General features: G+C 37.8%; 16 protein-coding genes. 14 read left to right on the forward strand and 2 right to left on the reverse strand.

Translation table 11 applies throughout. From position 1 onward, the window contains the following. The 13 genes from wecC to J8M01_RS02555 all read left to right on the forward strand — a co-directional run bounded on the left by wecC (window position 1) and on the right by J8M01_RS02555 (window position 16489). Window positions 1-1266, forward strand: a complete 1266-nt coding sequence (wecC, locus tag J8M01_RS02495) for a UDP-N-acetyl-D-mannosamine dehydrogenase (protein ID WP_211056887.1) — start codon at window positions 1-3, stop codon at window positions 1264-1266. A gap of 3 nt (window positions 1267-1269) precedes the next feature. Beyond that, entirely contained in the window at window positions 1270-2532 is a 1263-nt protein-coding gene (locus J8M01_RS02500; protein ID WP_211056888.1) for a hypothetical protein, read from the forward strand. Continuing rightward, window positions 2529-3629, forward strand: a complete 1101-nt coding sequence (locus tag J8M01_RS02505; protein WP_211056889.1) for a polysaccharide pyruvyl transferase family protein — start codon at window positions 2529-2531, stop codon at window positions 3627-3629. The genes J8M01_RS02500 and J8M01_RS02505 overlap by 4 nt, the downstream gene beginning before the upstream one ends. Beyond that, a complete protein-coding gene (locus J8M01_RS24305) occupies window positions 3619-4797 on the forward strand; it encodes a glycosyltransferase family 4 protein (protein WP_211056890.1) in 1179 nt (392 codons plus the stop codon). The genes J8M01_RS02505 and J8M01_RS24305 overlap by 11 nt, the downstream gene beginning before the upstream one ends. 304 nt (window positions 4798-5101) lie before the next feature. Next, window positions 5102-6136, forward strand: coding sequence for a hypothetical protein (locus tag J8M01_RS02515; protein WP_211056891.1), 1035 nt, complete (start codon window positions 5102-5104; stop codon window positions 6134-6136). Next, window positions 6136-7236, forward strand: coding sequence for a glycosyltransferase (locus tag J8M01_RS02520; protein ID WP_211056892.1), 1101 nt, complete (start codon window positions 6136-6138; stop codon window positions 7234-7236). The genes J8M01_RS02515 and J8M01_RS02520 overlap by 1 nt, the downstream gene beginning before the upstream one ends. Further along, a complete protein-coding gene (locus tag J8M01_RS02525; protein ID WP_211056893.1) occupies window positions 7233-7745 on the forward strand; it encodes an acyltransferase in 513 nt (170 codons plus the stop codon). The genes J8M01_RS02520 and J8M01_RS02525 overlap by 4 nt, the downstream gene beginning before the upstream one ends. Further along, entirely contained in the window at window positions 7742-9880 is a 2139-nt protein-coding gene (locus tag J8M01_RS02530; protein ID WP_211056894.1) for a bi-domain-containing oxidoreductase, read from the forward strand. The genes J8M01_RS02525 and J8M01_RS02530 overlap by 4 nt, the downstream gene beginning before the upstream one ends. A gap of 38 nt (window positions 9881-9918) precedes the next feature. Then, on the forward strand, window positions 9919-11520 hold the full coding sequence (locus tag J8M01_RS02535) for an alginate lyase family protein (protein WP_348772707.1): 1602 nt from the start codon (window positions 9919-9921) through the stop codon (window positions 11518-11520). Further along, window positions 11517-12677 carry a glycosyltransferase family 4 protein gene (locus tag J8M01_RS02540; RefSeq protein ID WP_211056896.1) on the forward strand — a complete coding sequence of 387 codons (1161 nt, stop codon included), beginning with the start codon at window positions 11517-11519 and terminating at the stop codon, window positions 12675-12677. Before J8M01_RS02535 ends, J8M01_RS02540 begins: the two co-directional genes overlap by 4 nt. A 2-nt stretch (window positions 12678-12679) precedes the next feature. Further along, window positions 12680-13618 carry an SDR family oxidoreductase gene (locus J8M01_RS02545; protein WP_348772708.1) on the forward strand — a complete coding sequence of 313 codons (939 nt, stop codon included), beginning with the start codon at window positions 12680-12682 and terminating at the stop codon, window positions 13616-13618. A 9-nt stretch (window positions 13619-13627) separates the two neighbouring features. Then, window positions 13628-14176, forward strand: a complete 549-nt coding sequence (locus J8M01_RS02550) for a sugar transferase (protein ID WP_211056897.1) — start codon at window positions 13628-13630, stop codon at window positions 14174-14176. 357 nt (window positions 14177-14533) lie between these two features. Then, complete coding sequence (locus tag J8M01_RS02555) at window positions 14534-16489, forward strand: nucleoside-diphosphate sugar epimerase/dehydratase (RefSeq protein ID WP_211056898.1); 1956 nt, start codon at window positions 14534-14536, stop codon at window positions 16487-16489. A gap of 72 nt (window positions 16490-16561) precedes the next feature. Here the strand turns inward: J8M01_RS02555 and J8M01_RS02560 are convergent, their stop codons facing one another. Continuing rightward, entirely contained in the window at window positions 16562-18691 is a 2130-nt protein-coding gene (locus J8M01_RS02560; RefSeq protein WP_247670956.1) for a YjbH domain-containing protein, read from the reverse strand. A gap of 486 nt (window positions 18692-19177) precedes the next feature. On the opposite strand from J8M01_RS02560, the gene J8M01_RS02565 reads away from it, so the two are divergent. Next, window positions 19178-20788: a hypothetical protein gene (locus J8M01_RS02565; RefSeq protein WP_211056899.1), complete on the forward strand. Its 1611-nt coding sequence runs from the start codon at window positions 19178-19180 to the stop codon at window positions 20786-20788. A 307-nt stretch (window positions 20789-21095) separates the two neighbouring features. On the opposite strand, the gene J8M01_RS02570 is transcribed toward J8M01_RS02565, so the two are convergent. Continuing rightward, a complete protein-coding gene (locus J8M01_RS02570) occupies window positions 21096-21773 on the reverse strand; it encodes a hypothetical protein (RefSeq protein WP_211056900.1) in 678 nt (225 codons plus the stop codon). Window positions 21774-22245 lie beyond the last annotated feature (472 nt).

Genomic DNA, 22245 nt, shown 5'->3' on the forward strand with positions numbered 1-22245 from the left:
ATGTCTTTTAATACTATTTCAGTTATAGGCCTTGGGTATATAGGGTTACCAACGGCAGCAATGTTTGCATCTCGCAAGAAAAAAGTAATAGGTGTAGATGTAAATCAAAATGCAGTTGATACTATAAATCGTGGTGAAATTCATATCGTAGAACCTGAGCTTGATATGATTGTGCGCGCAGCTGTAACTGAAGGTTATTTAAAAGCAACAACTACACCAGAGCCTGCTGACGCATTCTTGATAGCAGTACCTACCCCCTTCAAAAATAATGACTTGGAGATACCTGAGCCAGATTTGTCTTATATTGAGGCGGCAAGTAAAGCAATCGCACCAGTATTAAAAAAAGGTGACCTAGTAATCTTAGAGTCAACTTCACCAGTCGGTGCAACAGAAAAAATGGCTGAGTGGCTAGCAGCAGCACGAACAGATTTAAGCTTTCCGCAAACGCAATGTGAAAGTTCAGACATCCGCATTGCACATTGCCCCGAACGAGTATTGCCCGGCCATGTTGTTCGCGAGTTAGTAGAAAATGATCGTGTAATCGGTGGTATGACAGCAAAATGTTCTGAAGCAGCTATTGAACTCTACAAAACTTTTGTAGAAGGTGAGTGTGTTACTACTAATGCTCGTACTGCTGAAATGGCAAAGCTCACAGAAAACTCTTGTCGAGATGTTCAAATTGCATTCGCTAATGAGCTTTCAATTATCTGCGATAAGCTAGATATTGATGTGTGGGAGCTGATATCTCTTGCTAACCGCCACCCTAGGATAAATATTTTGCAGCCTGGTCCTGGTGTAGGTGGGCACTGTATTGCAGTTGACCCGTGGTTTATCGTAAGTAAAACACCTGAAGAAGCGCAAATAATTCATACCGCCCGTAAAGTGAATGATTCAAAACCGCATTGGGTGATCAATAAAGTTAAACTAGCAATTGCAGACTTTTTGCAAGCAAACCCAACTAAAACAGCAAAAGACGTGACTATTGCGTGTTATGGCATAGCATTTAAGCCTGACATAGATGACTTACGCGAAAGCCCTGCTTTAAATATTTCTCAACAGATAGCTGAATTACATTCTGGAGTTGTTATTGCTGTTGAGCCTAATGTTGAAAAATTATCAAAGAATATAAACTCGCTTCAGTTATCTACATTTGAAGTTGCAAAGAATAGTGCAGATATTCATTTGCTACTAGTAGATCATAAAGAGTTTAGAGCTGAAAAACCGTCTGTAAGCTATCTTATAGATACTAAAGGTATTTGGTTATAATAAATGTTAAACCGATTATTTGGGTTCAGTTTATTAAGTTTAACAGCTAATGTCTTAACAAAATCAGGCGTTTTCATTGTACTAATCTATCTTTCTCACTTTTTGACAATTGAAGATTTTGCGACCTATTCTTTAATTTATAATTTGACCATGGTTTTAGGTACGGTGAGTGCGGCGAGCTTTGGTATTTTAATAACTAATCTAGTTTCAAAATTAAATATATCTATTATTGCTTTAATAAAAAATCGGTTACCAGTATCAATAATTCTAAGTTTTTTAAGTTCGTTAGTAGCATGTTTTTTTATTGATTTGAATGGTATAAGTGCTCCTTATTTGTTTGTGTTTATATTTATTTGTTCACTTTCATATTCAATAGAGTCAATGTCTCATGGTGGTTTAAATGCGAAGCTGCTTTATAAGAAAATTTTATTTAATGGTTTTATTAAAGTTTCAGCGTTGATTTTAGGGTCGGTGATATTAACTCAGATTTTTGGTTTTATAGGTTCTATATTGGCCCTTGCATTATATGTCTTTTTGGGTTCTGTATTAAACTTTTTCTCATTACTTGTAGATAATAATATCAAGGATAAATATTTTGAAACTAAGAGAGAGGTTATAAGTGAAGCTTTACCTTTGCTACTAACAAACATAATGGTTACTGGCTCTATGTGGTGCCTAAACTATTATGCTTATGATAATTTAGGTGCTGCTGAAAGTAGTCTTTTGTCTGTCTTATTACAGATAACGCAGTTGATATTATTTGCTACTACAGCTTTTACAGCACCTTTATTACCCTTCTTAAATCGGCTAGAAAATAAAAATATAGAACTTGTTAACTTGTATGTGCCTACGCTTATAGTTGGTGTTATCTGTTTGTTTCTATATGAAATAGGTTTTTTCGAAGTGATATATGGCAATGGAATAATAAATAGTTCTAATGTTGAATTGCTAGCATACATGATGATGATTTCAATATTGTCTGTATTCAAGTTGTCGCTTTTTAGAAAAAATATACAAGCAGGTAAACTTCATTTGTCTCTTATTAATAACTCGATTTGGTTGCTTTTAGTTTTTTTAGGAATCGTATATTTTGGATTTGAAATAGCTGTGTTAGTTCAGTCTATGCTTTTTGCTCATTTTATTACATTGTTTACCTCTTTATATATGTATCATACTAGTGGTGTAGTAAGAGCGGAAATGTTTGTAAATATTAAAGGTTTAATGTTTATGTTTTTTATAATGTTTTGTGGGTGGGTTTTGTTGTGAATATAGTTGTTAAAGGAGCATACGGTACTAGGAATTTCGGCGATGATCTACTAATGCTTACAATGTTTAACTTGTTGGAAAATATTAATTGTGATGCAGATTTTTTATGTCCAGACCATAATTATATAAAGAAGTTAAACCCAGATATTAAGATAAATGCAAATAATTCTAATAAAAATTATGATGTTTGCATATATGGTGGCGGCACTCAGTTTTTTCATTTTAAGTCAAATAAGTTTGGGTTAGCAAATATTCTTAGTAAGGTCGCTGGTAATCTGATTAATCCAAGAAGAATGTATAACACTTTAACAAGGCGCCTCAGTAAAGAAGTTAGCTCTAAATCTGTTTCATATATTGGTATAGGCTTAGGTCCATTTGAAGATGTAACAATTAAGGAACGTGTTATAAAAAGTTTATCTAAAGCTGATTTTATTTCGCTTAGAGATGCGAAGTCTATTCGTTATATGGAAGGTTATGCTGATAGTATTAACTTTGGATCAGACTTGTGTTTTTGCCCAGAGTTCGAACCATATCTTCAAGGTGTTAAAAGACTTGGCATACAGGATAAGGCTAAAGTGGGTATTGTTTTAAGGGACTGGGTGAATACCGAAGAAGGTGTAATCCCTGAAAAAGTGATTATGAAAGTGGTAGAAAAGCTATCTGAGCAAGGTAAAGACCATATTTTCATTTTCTTTAGCTCTGTACATGATAAAAAGTGGATTAAGTTTTGTAAGTCATATTCTTTAAAATATATTGTTTGGAACCCTGATGAGCAAACAATTTTAGATTTTTTAAATATAATAGCCTGTTGTGATGTAATTATTTCTTCAAGGTTTCATGGTTTAGTTGTCAGCTCATTGTTGTCTATACCTTTTGTAAGCTTGGAAATTGAGCCCAAACTATCAATTTTCTCAAGAAAGTTCAGTAATTTCGAAACAGTAACTTACCCATTTAACCATGTAGACATTTTACAAGGTATAGAAAAGGCTAAATGGCTTGAAGAAAATGATAATGTTGTTAAGGGGGAGAAAGAAAGAGCGAGGGTTATGGCTGGTAAATTTAATAAATATCTAAGGAGTATTGTAAGTGAGTCATAAAGTGATAGTTGTTACAGGTCATAGTAGGCTCGATAGTGGCGGTGTAGGCACTCATTTAAAGCTATTAATTAATGAATTAGATAAAAAGAATAAACTTTTAGATGTTGTGTTGGGGTCAACAACTGATGGTAAGTTGTTCCATTATTTTGTGCGCCTATTCTCAAAAATTTTTAATTTTCCTCATTTATCAAATAGTTTATATCCTATTGCGAACATATATTTTATAAAGAAAAAGTTAAAAAAATCAATATGCAAAAATGTTAATGATAAACAGTGTGTAATTATTCATACTCATGATCGTAGTTCAACAATAGCTGCATTTATGTTGAAAGATGAATTCAATTTGAGGATAGTGCAAACTATCCATGCTCCTTTTTATCAGCAATATGAAATTCACCCAGAAATATCAAAGTCACTTGTGCCTCAATATATTAGGGGGTTAGATTCTAAAACTGTTGATTTTGCTGATTTGTATATTGCTGTTGATAACTTACAAAGAGAATTAATAATAAGAGATTTTAAACATGAACTTGGTAATAAAAGGGTAGAGGTAATACCAAATGCTGTTGAAAGTGATTTACTGAGCTATAAAATTGAAGAGTCTAATAGCGAATGTGGTAAATATTTTCTTGTTTCAAGACACTTGCATGAAAAAAACGGTGTAGAGTATGCGATCAAGGCATTTGATTTATTTTTAAGAAATAATCCCGTTATAAATGTTAAATTATATATATTAGGCCAAGGCCCTCTTGAGTCAGAGTTAAGAGAGTTAGTGAATTCTCTAAATTTAGAAAATGAGGTAATTTTCATGGGGGCTAAGAAACGTACAGATTGTATACGAATCACCGCTAACGCATTGGGTTCAATAGTTCCCTCAGTGCCTGTTGGTGATTATATTGAAGCCACATCATTATCTATGCTAGAAGCTTTAGCTTTGAAGGTACCTTTGATTGCTTCTAATATAGGCGGTATTCGTCAGGTTTTGGATGGGAAAAATGCAGCTTTCTTGGTTGAACCTGGTAAACCTGAGTTGATAGCTTCTGCAATGAATGAAATATTTAGTGGTACAAGTGTGTGTAAAATGCGATCAGAAAATGGTTATTCATTAGTTAGAGAAAATTACACTACAGACGTATGGTCAGATAAAATTATAGGCTGTTATGAGTAATCATCTAAACTTAATACATTTAAGGAATGTAATGTTCATTTGCATTACATTCCTCTTAAATTTATTGGTCGGTTATGAGGTCTTATATTTTTTAGTTTACTATTACTTTTCTGAATTTTTATGTCTAAGGTTTAATGTTTTTAGGAGTTATAAAGAAAGGTGGATTTATTTTTTTAGTTACATTTTTCTTTTTTCATTGTCCTGTATTTTAATCGAGCACCATTATTTTTACTATGACATCCCTTTTGATGCATATGGTGATGATAAAAGGTTTTCTGATTGGGGGGTAAGTTTAAAGGAGGATTTGTTTGTAAGTTCCTATTCTATTTATGAGAAATTTATTGCTATTATTTTTTTGTTTTACGATGTTTTAGGTCTAGGCAATTCATTATTTCAAGTTTTACCCTTTAATATAATTTTTGCTGCGTTTACTATAGTTATTTCACATAGGCTTGCTTTGCACGTTATTGGTGTGGATGTTTCTTATTTTGTATTGTTAGTCACAATTTTGCTTAATTATACTTATTCTCAAAATGTTGTGCATTTATATCGTGATGTATATATCAGTTTCTTTTCAGTTGTTTTTTTGTTAGACGTTCTAGAAAAAAGGAAAAGAGCTTTGTTGTGGGTATTCTTAGTAATGCCATTTAGGTTGCCTAATGGACTGATCTTATTGTTTTTGTACATTTTAAGTTATACTCTTTATTTGAATAGAAATAGACTCCTCAAATTACTCACCATTTCTGGTTTAAGTTTTACCTTTATATTGGCAATGATTTTTACCAATGTTTCTATTTCTAAATATCAGCTTGGTAATGTGGATAAAATAGTTTCCGAAAGAGTTACAAAGTTTTCTGATAGTGCTTCTGAAGCGGGTGGAGGAATGGCAAAAGTTAATAGTATGCCATTGCCTATTAGGTTTGTTATTAATAACTATGCCCAAGTTATAAGACCTATTTCTGTTAATGGCATTTATCACCCCGTTAGAGAAAGCTTAATGCATGAGAAAATTCTTAATCATCGAAGTATAGGTTGGGCAATAACTACGATTACTCTTTTGTTCCTTGTTGGTCCATATGTACTAGGTGTTACAAATGTAGTTCTTATGCGAAATGGTTTAAATAAAGAGTTCTGCTTTTACTTTATTGTAATGGCTATTACTGTAGGCTTTTTCTCTTTTCTAGATAGGCATAGGGTTCTGCTTATACCATTATTACCCACAATATATGCAATCGGTTGTTCATTTTCACCAGGTTTTTCTATTGGTTTTAAGCGAAACCAAATATTTTTATTGTTATCAGTTTTACTCAGCGGAGTTGTTATTTATGGAGCTATATAATGAAGTTGCTTATTGATTTTTCACCTATAAAATCTGGTGGTGGCGCACAATTGGCTATTAACTTCTTAAAGTTATTTAAGGCTGACTGTAACTTTGACGTTCTTATCTCTGATGCTTTTCCTTATAATTTGAATGAGCTGAATTTACAATGCAATGTTATAGTAAATAGCGCGAAAACAATTTCACGATTAAAGTTTGAATATTTTCATTATAAAAAAATTGTCAAAAAGAATAATTACACCCATGTCTATACTTTTTTCGGCTCAGGACTACCAAAGATAAAGGGAGTGAAACAAATTTCTGGTGTAGCCTACCCTATTATTTGTAATGATGATTCTCCATACTGGAAATTTTTGCCTACTACATTTAAGTTTAAGAAAAAAATAGTTAACTACATTAGAAAAAGTCGCCTAAAAACAGCAGACCATATCATTTTTGAAACGGAAGTTATGCAGTCAAGATGCTGCGATGTTCTTAATTTTAATGCCACAAATTCTACTGTTTTAGCTCCAACACCTTCTTTTTTCATAAAAAAAGCCAAAGTTAGTGAAAGTCGAAATATAACTAAATTTCTGATCTTATCGGGGCTTGATTATCATAAAAATATCTGGAGGGTGGTCCAGCTACTTCCTAAGTTAAGAGAAAACAATATCATAGTTAAATTTGTATTGTCATCTACTAAAAATCAGCTTGTATCTTTTTATAGAAATTTAATTGATGGTATCAGCGAAGAATTAATTGATGAGTTTTTTGAGTTCAAAGGCCATATCAAGGCAGATCTAATACAACAAGTATATGATGATATCGATGTGGTTATGAATATAGCTGATCTCGAGAGCTTTAGTAATAACTATATGGAAGCATGGGTTGCAGGCAAACCGATTTTGGCGAGTGATCGTGACTTTGCAAGATATATTTGCAAAGGTTCAGCTTATTATGTAGAACCTCACGATAGTAAGAGCTTGTATAATGGTATGGTTAAGTTTGTTAATAAAGAAATAGATAAGGATGAAATGGTAATGCAAGGGGAGGCAAATTTATCTATCTTACCTTCTTTCGAAGAGCGAGTTGAAAAGATCTTAGAGGTGATTAAGAGATGAAATATTTCTTAGTTGTTAGTTATGAACTTCTGATGCGCCTCATTTTTTCTTTGCCTAGGTATAGAACATTTAACTTTTTGAAGTCCATCTTTATACGATTATGTGGTGGTGAAACTGGAAATCGGGTCGTTTATTATCCAGGGGTTTGGATTTGCCCAGCTAAGAATATTCAAATCGGTAATGATGTTGATTTAGCATTGGATGTGCTCATCACTACAAGCGGTGGTGTATCAATTGGTGATAGAACTTTAGTCGGGTATCGCACACAAATACTCTCCTCAAATCACAACGTCCCATGTAATAAAAGTAGGATCTTCGATGCTGGCCACACTTCAGCTCAAGTTGTAATTGGGTCAGATGTATGGATTGGTGCATCTTGTGTAATTTTGCCTGGTGTTACCATTGGTGAGGGGGCCGTTGTCGCAGCTGGTAGTGTTGTGACTAAAAATGTTCCACCTTTTACTTATGTAGCAGGTATACCTGCACAAGTTATTAAGGAAAGAAAATGAAGCAAATTTTACAAGATATGGCGAAAGGTGGTTCGTCAATTGTTGAAGCCCCAGCTCCAAAAGCAACTAAGCACCATGTTCTCATTAATACCACCACAACGCTAATCTCTGCAGGCACAGAAAGGATGCTGGTGGATTTCGGTAAAGCGAATTTAATCGATAAAGCACGTTCACAACCAGACAAAGTAAAAATGGTGCTCGAGAAAGTTCAAACCGATGGACTGATGACCACAGTTGATGCCGTGAAATCCAAGTTGGCCCAACCCTTGCCTTTAGGGTACTGTAATGTAGGTGTTGTTGAGCAAGCTGGTAGCGGAGTTGATGCGTTTAAAGTTGGAGACCGTGTTGTTTCAAATGGACCTCATGCTGATGTGGTGCGCGTGTCTAAAAATCTTGTTGCGAAGATCCCTGAGAATGTTTCTGACGAAGAGGCTGCGTTTACTGTTGTAGCAAGTATAGGCTTACAGGGTATACGTCTTGCCAACCCTACTATGGGTGAATCATTCGTTGTTACTGGTGTTGGGCTTATAGGTTTGTTAACTGTGCAAATGCTTCGAGCTCAAGGTTGTAGGGTACTGGCCATTGATTTTGATCAGTCTAAGCTAGATATGGCAAAAGAGTTCGGGGCAGAAATTTGTAACCCAGGGTTGGGAGAAGACCCTGTATCCGCTGGTATGGCATTTAGCCGTGGCAATGGTATTGATGGCGTCATTATTACTGCATCCACCAAATCGAATGACCCAGTTACGCAAGCCGCTCGTATGAGCCGCAAACGTGGTCGTATTATTTTAGTGGGTGTAACAGGCTTAGAGCTGAGTCGTGCGGATTTTTATGAAAAAGAGCTGACTTTCCAGGTATCGTGTTCTTATGGGCCTGGTCGTTATGATCATAACTATGAAGAGAAAGGAAATGACTACCCACTACCTTTTGTTAGGTGGACGGAGCAGAGAAACTTTGAAGCTATTCTAGACATGATGGCTGGTGGCCAACTTAACGTAAAACAGCTTATCACGCACCGTATTTTGTTTGAAAATGCGACAGAAGCCTATGATTTATTGACGAGTGACAAGTCTGCACTGGGCATTCTTTTACAGTATGGTTCGCCTTCAGAGTCTCGACACACTTCAAAAGTAACGCTTAATTCTGAAGTCGTATATAAACAGGGAGAACCTGTTATAGGGTTCGTAGGGGCTGGCAACTATGCATCACGGGTATTAATCCCTGCGTTCAAAAATGCGGGTGCACAGCTTCATAGCATTTCCACTTCGGGCGGTATAAACGGTGTTATCCATGGTAATCAAGCGGGTTTCAAAGAAGCTACCACGGATACAGACGCACTGATCGAAAGTGATGAAGTAAATACGGTGGCTATCGTAACCCGTCACAATAGTCATGCACATTTTGTGAAACAGTCCTTGAATGCCGGAAAGAATGTCTTCGTAGAAAAACCGCTGGCGATCACTCACGAAGAGCTTGAGGAAGTTAAGTCTGCTTATGAAGAAGCGTCTCAATCAGACAATCCTCCTAAGTTAATGGTTGGTTTTAACCGCCGTTTCGCTCCTCAAATACAAAAAATGAAGTCATTGATTGACCCTGTAAAAGGGCCTAAGTCATTCATTATGACGATGAATGCAGGTAGTATTCCTGCAGATCATTGGACTCAAGATATCGCTGTCGGTGGTGGGCGAATTATTGGAGAAGCTTGTCACTTTGTAGACCTAATGCGCTTTCTGGTTGGTAGCGAAATTGTATCTGTACAAGCGCTTAGAATGGGTGATAGTGATGCAGTAGAGATTACGGAAGACAAAGCAGCGATCATACTCGGATTTGCTGACGGCTCATTTGGTACAATTCATTATTATGCGAATGGTGCCGCAAGTTTCCCTAAAGAGCGGATTGAAGTGTTTGCAGACGGCAAAGTTCTACAGCTAGATAACTTTGTTAAGTTAAAGGGTTTTGGCTTTAAAGGATTCAAGAAAATGAACCTTTGGAAACAAGATAAAGGTCAAAACCTTTGTTCGCAATTGTTCTTAGACTCAATCCGCGATGGCAAGAGCGCGCCAATTGATATCCATGAAATTTTTGAAGTTGCGAAGATATCTATCGATATAGCCGAGCAACTTAGACAACAATGAGTGGCCAATTAGAAAGGGTACTTAAGATATTTCACACTGTGAAATATCTTAAGTTTAAGCAGGTATATTTCAGAGTTTACTACCGATTCCATAAGCCTAAGTTTATCGAGAGCGGTCAACCAAGCAATTCTGAATGGCAATGGTCAGGGCCTTTACTGAACAAGCAAAGCTTATTTAGTAACACCGATGTTAGGTTCCTTCACCAAGCGGGGAAAATTAAAAGCCCTACTGATTGGAATTGTTCGAGTAAACCTAAGTTATGGCTATATAACTTACACTATTTTGATGACTTAAGTTCACTGGATGGGGTAGAGAGAAGCTCTTTACATCAACACTTTATTGATAAGTGGATTGAGGAAAACCCGCCGTGTAGCGGGAATGGTTGGGAGCCTTATCCAATATCTTTGCGATTGGTTAACTGGGTTAAATGGTGCAGTGTTCAACCCCAAGTCTCACCTAAGTACCTTAAAAGTATGCTTGAACAAGCAAATGTGCTGACGCAGCAATTAGAATATCATATCCTTGGAAACCATTTATTTGCTAATGCGAAGGCATTGACCTTTGTTGGCGCTTATTTACAAGGAGAAAACTCTGCGCAGTTGTTAGCGCAAGGGATCAAGCTACTTAATGAAGAGCTTGACGAGCAGTTTTTAGTGGATGGTGCGCACTTTGAACTTTCGCCAATGTATCATGAGATCTTGTTATGGGATTTACTTGAACTAATAGATTTGGCGATGACGAGTAACAGGTCTGAGCTAAATGAGTGCCTGCCAAAGTGGACTGGTGTAGCAAGAAAAGCATTGAATTGGCTGTCATCTATGATTCATGAAGATGGCGAAGTAAGCTTTTTTAATGATGCTGCTATTGGTATCGCAATGCAACCACAACAGATACTTTCTTACGCACACAAGTTAGGGCTCAATCATGATAAAGTAAATCAGCAGTTAATTACCAATCAAGATAGTGGATATAGCCGTGTTTCTTTCGAGCAATATGCCATTATTTTCGATCATGCTAATGTTGGACCTGACTATTTACCTGGGCACGCACATGCTGATACGTTGAGCTTTGAATTATCGATGGGTAAACAACGTGTCTTCGTAAACTCTGGCACATCTTTATATGGCACATGCGCTGAGCGTATAAGGCAACGTAAAACAGCAGCACATAACACGGTCTCTGTTTTAGGGTATGATTCTTCACAGGTTTGGTCAGGTTTTAGGGTGGCTAAACGGGCGTATGCAAAATTAGAAAAATCTATTTGTAGCACGGATAATGTACAGCTAGTCGCCTGTCACAATGGCTATTTGCAGCAAAGCCCCAAGGTTAAGCATACACGAGAGTTAGTGTGTTCTCCTGACAGTGTCATTGTCAGTGATATGTTATCAAAACAGCTCCCTGCTTGTTTTCACCTGCATCTTCACCCCGATGTTGATGTCATTAAACTTTCTGACAAAGAGATTAAAATCACGAAAGATGATGAAGTAATTTGCTTACTCAGTAGCTCTGAGCCTTTAAGAATAAAAGACAGTACTTGGCACCCTGAGTTTGGTATGTCCATTGTAAATAAAAAGATTGAAATAGAATTTACAAGCGGCAATTTAAAAACAGAAATTAAACAAATTAAGAGGGACTCGTGAAAATACTGGTTTTATCATTTTATTTTAAGCCAGACCTCTGCGCGGGCTCGTTTAGAACGACTGCTTTGGTTGAGCAGTTAAGGCAACAAGCAGGAGTAGAGGTTGAGGTAGTAACAACAATGCCAAATCGATATGCAAGCTTTGATGCTGGGGCTAAAGCTGAAGAGATTGATGGCAATGTAAGAATAAGGCGTATATCGCTGCCATCTCACGAAAGCGGGATGCTAGACCAAATAAAATCGTTTAAAACGTTTTATCAGCAAACTCAAAAGCTGGTTAAGAGTGAAAACTACGATCTCATTTTTGCTACGAGCTCTAGACTGTTCACTGCGTTTTTGGGCGCTCGCGTCGCTAAAAGTAAGAAAGTACCTTTGTACTTGGATATACGGGATATTTTTGTAGATACAATTAAAGACGTTCTATCCCCTAAAGCGGTATTGCTATTAAAGCCAGTGCTTTCAGCCTTTGAAAAATATACATTCTCCTCAGCTAAACACATTAACCTTGTTTCTAAGGGGTTTGCGGGGTATTTCAAAGCCCGATATTCAAAGGCGAATTATTCTTGGTTTACCAACGGTATTGATGGTGAATTCTTAGATTTGCCTAATATTAAAAGGGAAATAAATTCCGAAGAAAAGGCGAAGCGACTCGTCTATGCGGGTAATATTGGTGAAGGACAAGGGTTACATATGATTCTTCCTGAATTTGCCAGTTCATTAGATAAAGGCATTCAAATTAGTGTTATCGGTGATGGTGGTCGAAAGCAGCAATTGATTGATAGTATCTCTGGTATAACAAATTTAGAATTGCTACCTCCAATTAATAGGCAAGAGTTAATCAAAGAGTACTTAGATGCAGATATTCTTTTTTTACACTTAAATGATTACCCTGCATTTGAGAAAGTACTCCCTTCTAAGATATTTGAATATGCCTCAACGGGTAAGCCAATTTTAGCCGGTGTTTCTGGGTATGCTGCTGAGTTTATAAAATCAGAAGTTTCTAATGCAGAAATTTTTTACCCTGGAGATCATAAAGGAGCTATGGATGCATTTAATAAATTAAAGCTTGTGCACACAGATAGAAGCGACTTTATTGAAAAATACACCAGAGCGAACATAATGAAGGATATGAGTAACTCGATTGTTGAGTTAGGATAGTTATGATGAGTAAAGTTTTAATTACTGGCTATTCGGGGTTTGTAGGTGGTCACTTACTGAATACCCTAGGTAATTTGGAAAATGTTAATTTACTTGGACGTTCTACACCTCCAAAATGTCATGAGCATTTAAAAGCAAATATAGACCCTCATTCAGATTATTCAGCGGTGCTACAGGACGTTGATGTTATTGTACACATAGCTGCCCGTGTACATGTTATGAGTGAGGCAGCAGAAAAACCGCTGGAAGAGTTTAGATTTGTTAACACAGACGGAACACTTAATCTTGCGAAGCAAGCTGCGGTGACGGGTGTGAAGCGCTTTGTGTTTTTGAGTTCAATCAAAGTAAATGGTGAGAGTACGACTGAAAAGCAGGCTTACAGTGCTTTGGATAAACCAAGTCCAGAGGACCCATATGGTGTCTCCAAAGCTGAAGCCGAAGAGCAATTGCTTGCCTTGGGTAAAGAAGTTGGAATAGAAGTGGTCATCATTCGCCCACCGCTAGTATACGGCGAAGGTGTTAAAGCTAATTTTGCATCATTGATGAAACTCGTTGGAAAAGGTCTTCCTTTACCATTTAGAGCGATAAATAAGAATAAACGGAGTTTGGTATCTGTTTATAATTTAGTTGACTTAATAAAAGTGTGCATAGACCACCCGAATGCTGCTGGCCAGGTTTTCTTGGTAAGTGATGGTGAAGATGTGTCGACAGCTGAAATGGTTGCAATGATGGCTAAAGCACAAGAAAAACCGAATTTATGTATCCCAATACCTAATTGGTGTTTTAAAATGGTAGGGAGATTGTTCTCAAAAGAAGACATTGTTGATAGATTGACAGGGTCTTTGCAAGTAGATATAACACATACAAAAAATACGCTTAGCTGGCGTCCTCCATATTCGATGGAACATGGATTTCGATTGGCTTGTAAGCAGAAAAATTAGGAAATCAACATGGTCCGCATACTCGACTTTTTCTTTGCACTATTTGGCTTACTATTTGCGTTCCCGTTTTTAGTGATTTTATACATCATTGCTTTGTTTGACACAGGTTCACCTATATTTATACAGGAGCGTGTTGGTCGTAATAGAAAGCCTTTTATGCTTGTTAAGTTTAGAACAATGAGCTTAGACACCGCATCAGTAGCGAGTCATTTAGCGAGTACAACGTCAATCACCCCGTTTGGTGGTTTTTTACGGAAGACTAAACTTGATGAATTGCCTCAGCTTTGGAATGTCTTAAAAGGTGAGATGAGTTTAGTAGGCCCGCGTCCTGGTTTATTTAATCAAGAAGAGTTGACTTTAGCACGCATGGAAAAAGGTATATTTAGTGTACGCCCAGGTATTACAGGCCTTGCTCAAGTAAGCGACATAGATATGTCGACTCCTGAGTTACTTGCTAAAACAGACTGCGAGATGATTGATAATTTTACTCTCGGTGATTATTTTAAATATATTATTATGACAGTAACAGGCAGCGGTAGCGGTGATAGGGTGAAGTAAATGTCTTAGTATGCATAATAATTGAATGAGGGAAATTTGAATATAATATTTCTCCTCAATCTGAATTGTTAGTTGGTCACTAAAGTCGCTATCTAATAGCTAGCTGGGGGGGAGTTTATTCTGTTTTCAATACTGTAAATTCCCCAAATTAGCGAAAATCAAGGAAAACCTTTGATTTTTCTAGGTGAAGAAGGTCAGTTTGTGTGGGTTTTTAGGATGCTCTGTAATAGTTAACTTTATGGAGCTTCATATTAGTCAGTAGATCCTCCATATTTTTTCCATACATTAAAGTCATGATAGTATATATTTAACAATACCCAGCTAGGGCTGGATGTAGAAACTAAAATAGGAAACTTCATGGAACGTTTGTTTCACTCATTATTAGATTTGTCTCGTTCGCGTAAACGAGTTGTTACTTTACTAATTGATTCAATATTTATATTTTCAGCATTTTGGCTCGCGTTATTTGTGCGGCTTGATAGTTTTTCTTCATTTTTTAATTTGGATAATTGGTTAATACTTGGGGTTATTCTTCCTGTAAGCTTGGTTGCTTTTATAAAACTAGGCTTATATAGAGCTGTATTACGTTATGTCGGCGCAAATGCGGTAGGAGCGGTATCGCTAGGCACACTGATAAGTACCATAGTTATGGTGCTTAGCACTTTTTTTATGCAGGTAAACATTCCAAGAACCATGCCTGTGATATATGCGATATTGTTGGTTATGTCTGTCGGTGGTTCTCGAATCATGGTGCGCGCAATGATAGGGCGGTTAGTTGCCGTGGGTAAAACGCCAGTTGTTATTTATGGTGCAGGAGATGCGGGTAGGCAATTAGCAATTGCGTTAGTGACAGGCCCTGATTACTATGTCACGGCATATATCGATGATGATGAGACTAAGCATAATTCGGTTATTCAAGGGGTACCGGTTTTTGGCTTCAATGCAATTTTTAACTTGATTGATCAAAAGAAAGTTGAAAAGGTATTGTTAGCCATGCCGAGCTCTAGCCGCGCAAAACGAAAAGAGATATTACTTAAGTTAGAAAAGTTACCAGTAGAAGTAATGACTGTTCCTGGTATGGCTGATGTCGTAGAAGGAAAAGCTAGTATCAATGAAGTTAAAGCTGTTGAAATTGAAGATTTGTTAGGTCGAGATTCAGTAGCACCCAAAGCTGAACTATTAGCTGCGAATATAGCCGAAAAAGTTGTCATGGTGACGGGGGCTGGTGGTTCTATTGGTTCTGAATTATGCAGGCAAATAATTCAGTTAAAGCCGGCTAAATTGGTTTTATTTGAAATCTCCGAGTTTGCTTTATATAACATTGAGAAAGAACTTTCTGAGTTTAACAATAAAAATAGGCTTGATGTTGAGTTGATCCCGCTAATGGGTTCAGTACAAAGAATTAACCGTATTGAAACGTGTATGAAGTCATTCGGTGTGCAAACAGTTTACCATGCAGCTGCTTATAAACATGTTCCGCTTGTCGAGCAGAATGTGGTAGAGGGAGTCAGGAACAATGTTTTTGGTACCTATTATACAGCTAAAGCCGCTGTGAATGCTGGGGTTGATACATTTGTTCTTATTTCAACTGATAAAGCCGTTAGACCTACTAATGTGATGGGCGCGACTAAGCGCATGGCAGAGCTTGTATTGCAAGGTTTAGCACAAGATTCGGCCAAGCATAAAACACGTTTTTGTATGGTGCGCTTTGGCAATGTATTAGGCTCTTCTGGCTCGGTTGTTCCTTTATTTAGACGTCAAATCCAAGAAGGCGGGCCAATTACTTTGACTCACCCTGAAATCACACGTTTTTTTATGACCATTCCAGAAGCAGCGCAATTAGTGATTCAAGCAGGTGCTATGGGACGTGGTGGAGACGTATTCGTATTAGATATGGGGGAGTCTGTAAAGATTAAAGACTTGGCGACAAAAATGGTGCACTTATCAGGTTTGGAAATACAGACAGATACTAACCCTCATGGTGATATTGAGATTAAATGTACCGGTTTAAGGCCTGGTGAAAAGCTTTATGAGGAATTGCTAATTGGAGATAACGTAGAGCTAACAAATCATGAAAGGATCATGACAGCTAAAGAAGTGATGTTGCCGATAGCAGAGTTAACGGTATTTCTAGATGCAATGGATATTGCGTGCCATAACTTTGATCATGAAACAATACGTCAATTATTGTTAGATGCTCCGACAGGGTTTAATCCTAAAGATGGAATCGGGGACCTCGTTTGGAATAATCGTGGTAAGGCCAATTTACCGCCTAGCAGTTATAGTGATACCAAAGTAGTTAAGTTTAAATAATAAGTATCTTTAATACTGTATGATCTTAAAAAGCTGCTAGAAAAAGGCTAGCAGCTTTTCTTTACACCGACATCACTTTTTAAATGTGTTGTACGCTTCTCTGAGTCTAGGTAAGTGATGTTGAATATAGCTTTCAGACAAACGACTTTGATTAAACAACTCTGTTTCAATTGATGTATCATTAAATGGCAGTTGAGCTAATCCAAAAGCCACAGTGTTAGCGTCGTTTCCAACTCTTGTTTGTATACGCTCTCTCCAGTTACTCTTACCTTTAAGAACACCGTACGGGGTTGTATAGTCTTTACGAGGGGTTAAAGGAACTGTTAAGCCTACGCCGACAAAGCGACCAGTGGTATCTAGGTAGTAAATGTCTAAAGAGGTGTCACCAAACCAAAATTTACTGGTGAGTTTATAGCCGCTATCTTTGTTGAAAAATTTACCAACGCTTGCTGAGAGGCTGATATCATATTCAGATAAGTTGTATTGGTAACTGGTATTGTAAACTGTTTTGTCACCATCATAGTCTTGATAGTCAAAATAGCCTAATTGCGCACTAACTTGATGTCGGCCATCTTCGCTCATCCACATACTTTGATGTTTAAAACCTAAATAGTCTGTAAAGTCATAGTAGTAGCCAATTTGTGTTTGATTGTAGATATTGAACGACAGCTGCCAATTTTGTTTGTAGGTTAAACTGGTAAGGCCATCTTTATGCCTAAATCGCGTAAAAGGCTTGTTATCTTTGAAATCATCGGAAGTGGCAACACCTTGTGTGCCTGTAGCGACGAAAGAACCGCCTTGCCAAACTGGCACCTCTAGTTGTGCTTTTAAAGCGAGGGAATAATCAAGTACGCCAAGCTCAGTAGCAACGCCTTTAACAATATCAGGGCTTAATGTGAGACGTGGTTTGTAATACGGGCTATTAGTCGAGCCAAAGTTAACCCAGGTTAACCCACCATGTTGTATATTTACACGGTTGGTGATCGCCAAGTTAGGTGCACTACCAGATTGTATAAAATCTCTGTATTCATCTAATTGACCTGATATTTGGATTTGCGGCACTTCAAGTTTTTGTAGCACCAAATTGAAGTCCATACCTGGGTAGTTAAAGTGCGCTTGTAAGCGACCTAATATTAAGCCAATAGCATCCAGTTCATTTTGGTTGAAGACATGGTTTTCAATAATGATGTGTACACTTGATAGGCTATAACCAACATGGATGTTTTCGAACCCATCAGCAAGTAATGCTGCTTTAAAGGCCATGGCTGTTTGTTCTAACTCTGAATCTGTTGCATTGTGTGTCACTACTTTTGATTTTAGGAGTGAGGGCTTACCTTTGCTAACTGTGTTTTCAGCTTGTTGAGAGCGCTGACTTGTGAGTGAAGCGGCATTTACTTTTGGGTTGTTTGAGTCAGAAGTGATGCTCACCATTTGCGGTGCTGGTTTCACAGGTCTATAATTTTTATGCTCAGATTTATTGAGTTGGTATTTAAGGTTTACCCCAAAATAAATGTCGTCTTCACTTTGCTTATGGTCATAATAGTTTGCAGCCAAACTGATGGCTAAATTATTACTTAACCATTTTTTAGGTACGTGCACTTTAACCCCTGAGCTTGCGGCTTCACCATCATGTTCGGCTGTAATACTTAGCCAATCAGTCGCATGCCACTGTACACCTGCAAATGCCCCGTCTAATCGATTTGTTAAATTATCAGTTGAGCCAGCACCCAAAGTTAAATCGAAATCACCTAAACGTTTTGTGGCTACTGCGTAGTAAGCTTTATAGTTGTTTGCCGCGCCGCCAATATCTTGCGCACCAATAGCAAGCGAAAACCACTCATGGGGAACAAACGGTAGCTGATACTTGGCATTGAATGATAAGTCACGAATTTGCTTATTGTCTTTTGCAGTTTCGTGAAAAAGGTTATCGTGAATACTCACACTGGCAATTTTACCACCGACCTCTAGACCCTTAAACACACCCGCGTTAATAGTAAAATTATGGCCATCAACGATATCTTGCCTAAATTCAAGTTGGTTATTATATTGTGTATGTAGACTGCCAAAATCAGCAGTATAGGCATTAGGAATGTTAATTAACCCAGTGTAGCCATAAAAAGATTGATTATCTGTTATTGCAGCCATCGCTGGGGAGCTTGCTATAAAGCAAGACCATATCATGGTGTTGGTTTTTTTGCGCATGAGTCAACCGTATTGTTGTGTTATTCCGTGTCGCAACAACTCAAAAAAGAGTTTATATGCGTTAAAATATGATTGTATCGAGGTTAATTAAAAATACCAATGGGTTGTGGCTAAAGATGTGTAAATTAAGAAGGAAAATTAAAAGTATTAACTGAAATTTATGACTTATGACAAATGTTTATCATATTAGTATTGTAAAGTACGATCTAGCGTCACACATCGCCATTATTCTGTTGGAACTTTGAGCTTCATATGCTACATTTGTAACGCTAAAAGTTAAAACCAGTTGCTTGTATAAGCTTTAGGTATAACTTAATTTGGCGGAAGTTCAGGGAGTGAAAAAAGTCCCTGTTTAACTTTATTAAATTTTAATGTCTAAATTGCCATTAACTGCTGCTATGCATATAGTAGTAGTTGAATTTAATGTATTGTTAACAGCGCACTTAAAAGTAGTTGTTAATTTTGAAAGGAACACAAGGATCAACCATGTTTGCTAATAAAAAATCACTTCTCGCTCTATCTGTTGCTTCTGCACTAACCCTTACTGGTTGTTTTAGTGACGACGATAATAATGTGGTTGTAGAACCACCAGTAACACCTACAGACCCAGTTGTTGTCGCGCCAACAGCGCCTGCTGAATTAGGTCTCGTTGTTAATGCAAATGTTGTTGATGCAGTAACGACGAACGTTGTAAATGCGAAAATTTCATTTTTAGAAAATGGCCAAGAAGCAACTAACATTGTGGATGCTAATGGTAATCAATTGAAGGTTGTGGATGCGGCTAACGGTAATGTTGTATTTACTAAAAAAGCAGACTCTGAAATCACAGAGGTTACACTGAGTGTTACTGCTGACGGCTATATTGGCAAAAGCTTTATTGTTGATTTAACGGCTGCAGAGGGTGTGTCATCTATAGCCGCACAACTGGCATTAACATTGGCGAATGGACCTGGTGTTAAAACTGTCGTTGAAACTGTTGGTGCTGTTGGCGGTTCTACTTCAACTGAAGTAAAAGCTGAATCAACGGGTAAAACTGGTGCTGGAGCAAGTATCCCAGCTGGCACTCAATTATTAGATGCTGCTGGAAATGCAATCTCAGGCGAGCTGTCATTAAATGTAAGTGGGGCTGATAGCACTTCTGGTGCAGCTGCTGCGATTGTTCCTGCAGGCTTAAATGCTGCGGACGCTGCAAGCACCGCTAAATCAGCGGGTGTAGCAAATATTATTATGGCTGATGCCAACGGGAATAAAGTAAAAAGCTTTGGTGACAGTGAGATCACAGTAACTATGGCAATCCCTGCTGACACTATGCAAAATGGTGCTGCAATTCAAACTGGTGATACGCTTAAGTTGAAGTCTCATAATGAAGACACCGGTGTATGGGCTGATGAAACAAATGTTGTTACTATTGGTGCACTAGATGGTGACTCAAACACCTTCACTGGTACATTCCAAACTAAACACTTAACGTTCTTTACATCAACAGTAGATATTACACCATGTACTTCAGACATCTCTCTAAACGTGTCAGGTGATGCTGTTCCAGCCGGTGGCTTATATGTTCAGTTTGCGTCAAGTGATGCATCTGCAAATAGCTTCATAGCTGCGGGTTCAACGGCAACCACATTAATCTCAGCAGAGAAGGCTAAGCGTTTTGGTATATCAGCAGATGCCAAAGCGTCAGTGTCAATCGTTGATGTTAATGGTACTGAATGGTTTAATTCAAATGGTGAAGTAGATGTGTGTGGTGCTGTTACAGCAACACTCGTAAACCCTGTTGCGCAGCCAGTTAGCGAAAACTTTACTGTGACAGCTACATGTAGTGACGGCACAACAGTAGATATGAGTAATGCTGTTGTGACGTATGGCTTAGCTGGTAAAGCGCAATCTATAGCGGCAAGTGCTGGTAATGGAGCATTCGCATTGGCGAATATGGTTCCAGCCACTACTGCTACGTATACTGTGGCGGTTGATGCTCGTATACCTCTTGACAATGGTACAACTATGGCAACAGGTCCAATCACAGTTACTCCAGATGGAACTGCAGAATCGCTTCCGTTAACAGCTGATTGCGGTGACTTAACAGGTGCTAACTAATTTAATTAGTTAATACCTTAGTTAAAAAAGCCGCTTTTTAGCGGCTTTTTTGCGCGTGTTTATTTGTATACGTTTAGTGATATGAGCTTAGTGATATGAGCTTAGTGATATGAGCTTAGTGATATGAGCTTAGTGATATGAGCTTAGTGATACGCACTTACTTATACGTGTTTTTATCGTTATCTGGCTGCATTGCCATATGACAGGGAAAAGGGGTCCTGTTTTTTGTGTGGGCATGTAAGCCACAAAAGGTAATATGGTGTCACTGAGAGAGAAGTTTGGAAAGAAGTTGCCTTTTTATGACATATCAGTGGTGTCGGGCTAAAAATCGCTGCCAATGTACGTTGTTATTAATCACCCGAATAGGGGCGACGACTTGCTTTAAGATAGCGAATTGCGGTGGCGCTGTTAACACCTCATCTTTTAAGCCCAATAAATAATAAAAAGCCGATTTATTGGCTCTTTGTAGCGCTGCAATCCGTATCTGTTGTTCAAAGTTGAGTCTTAAGCTGCTGATTGCGGTTTTTTGGCCTTGTTGATCAATGGAGGGCAAGTCACACTTTTGTAAATAGCCTAACCGTTCACCTTCACCAGAAAACCATATTCTGACCTTTTCACTATAACGACCCGACTTACTGGGTAAGTCATATAGCAACCGAGCGTGTTGTTCATCGATTACATGTTTGATGTAATCTTCAAGGCCAGCTTGCCACAAGGCGGTATGAATGGGAATGAGTCGGTGGCGAATTTTCCCGTGTGTGGTAAAGCTAAAGCAATGTACGCCGTCTTTTTTAATGATATCAGATAGGTTAAGACTGCCAATCTCATCGCTATAAGCACCTGTATAGTAAGCAATTAATGGTAGCCAAAAGTGCCAATGTTTAGGTTGTTCGCGTTTCTGCCTTTCATCAGCGTAAATATAACCATTAAAAAGCGTGTGTAGTTCCATAGCTGAAAATGCTCGGCGGCCTAAATGCGACTTCATGTAAACTATTTACCTACTTAATACCTAAGTCGCTAGTTTATATTGTATTTGTACGCTGGAAAAGAGGCTTGGCAAATATGCAGGCAACTTTACATGGCAATTGGCCGCTTAGTTAACCAGCCGTTACTTACATGTGCTGATAATACCTGCCCAACCAAGTTACTTGGCGTAAGTAATACCGAGGTGTGAATACATGCAGTTTTAAGGGAGATAGTGTATACTGCCGCTCCTAATTTATGCGCTGTTATGATTGGCTTATAGTATGTTTGCCTCGTAATATGATCGCGGTTTAAATTCGTTTCTGGATGGGGTTGTCAATGAGCCAAATGAATCAAGTCAAAAGCAATGATCACTTAATAACACAATCAGGTGATTTTAGACGCTTTTCCGTGGCACCTATGTTGGATTGGTTTAATTAACCCATTTTTGCTGGTCTATATTGGTGTGAGGGTTCCTATTGGGACCCTCTTTT

It is taken from the genome of Pseudoalteromonas sp. MMG005, from assembly GCF_018101015.1.
Classification (GTDB): Bacteria; Pseudomonadota; Gammaproteobacteria; order Enterobacterales; family Alteromonadaceae; genus Pseudoalteromonas; species Pseudoalteromonas aurantia.

Bases quoted from the DNA above. Each gene is read 5' to 3' on its own strand.
- wecC (WP_211056887.1), top strand. From the start codon at position 1: ATGTCTTTTAATACTATTTCAGTTATAGGCCTTGGGTATATAGGGTTA.
- J8M01_RS02565 (WP_211056899.1), top strand. From the start codon at position 19,178: ATGTTTGCTAATAAAAAATCACTTCTCGCTCTATCTGTTGCTTCTGCA.
- J8M01_RS02570 (WP_211056900.1), bottom strand. From the start codon at position 21,773: ATGAAGTCGCATTTAGGCCGCCGAGCATTTTCAGCTATGGAACTACAC.
- J8M01_RS02560 (WP_247670956.1), bottom strand. From the start codon at position 18,691: ATGCGCAAAAAAACCAACACCATGATATGGTCTTGCTTTATAGCAAGC.
- J8M01_RS02555 (WP_211056898.1), top strand. From the start codon at position 14,534: ATGGAACGTTTGTTTCACTCATTATTAGATTTGTCTCGTTCGCGTAAA.
- J8M01_RS02545 (WP_348772708.1), top strand. From the start codon at position 12,680: ATGATGAGTAAAGTTTTAATTACTGGCTATTCGGGGTTTGTAGGTGGT.
- J8M01_RS02525 (WP_211056893.1), top strand. From the start codon at position 7,233: ATGAAATATTTCTTAGTTGTTAGTTATGAACTTCTGATGCGCCTCATT.
- J8M01_RS02550 (WP_211056897.1), top strand. From the start codon at position 13,628: ATGGTCCGCATACTCGACTTTTTCTTTGCACTATTTGGCTTACTATTT.
- J8M01_RS02520 (WP_211056892.1), top strand. From the start codon at position 6,136: ATGAAGTTGCTTATTGATTTTTCACCTATAAAATCTGGTGGTGGCGCA.
- J8M01_RS02500 (WP_211056888.1), top strand. From the start codon at position 1,270: ATGTTAAACCGATTATTTGGGTTCAGTTTATTAAGTTTAACAGCTAAT.
- J8M01_RS02530 (WP_211056894.1), top strand. From the start codon at position 7,742: ATGAAGCAAATTTTACAAGATATGGCGAAAGGTGGTTCGTCAATTGTT.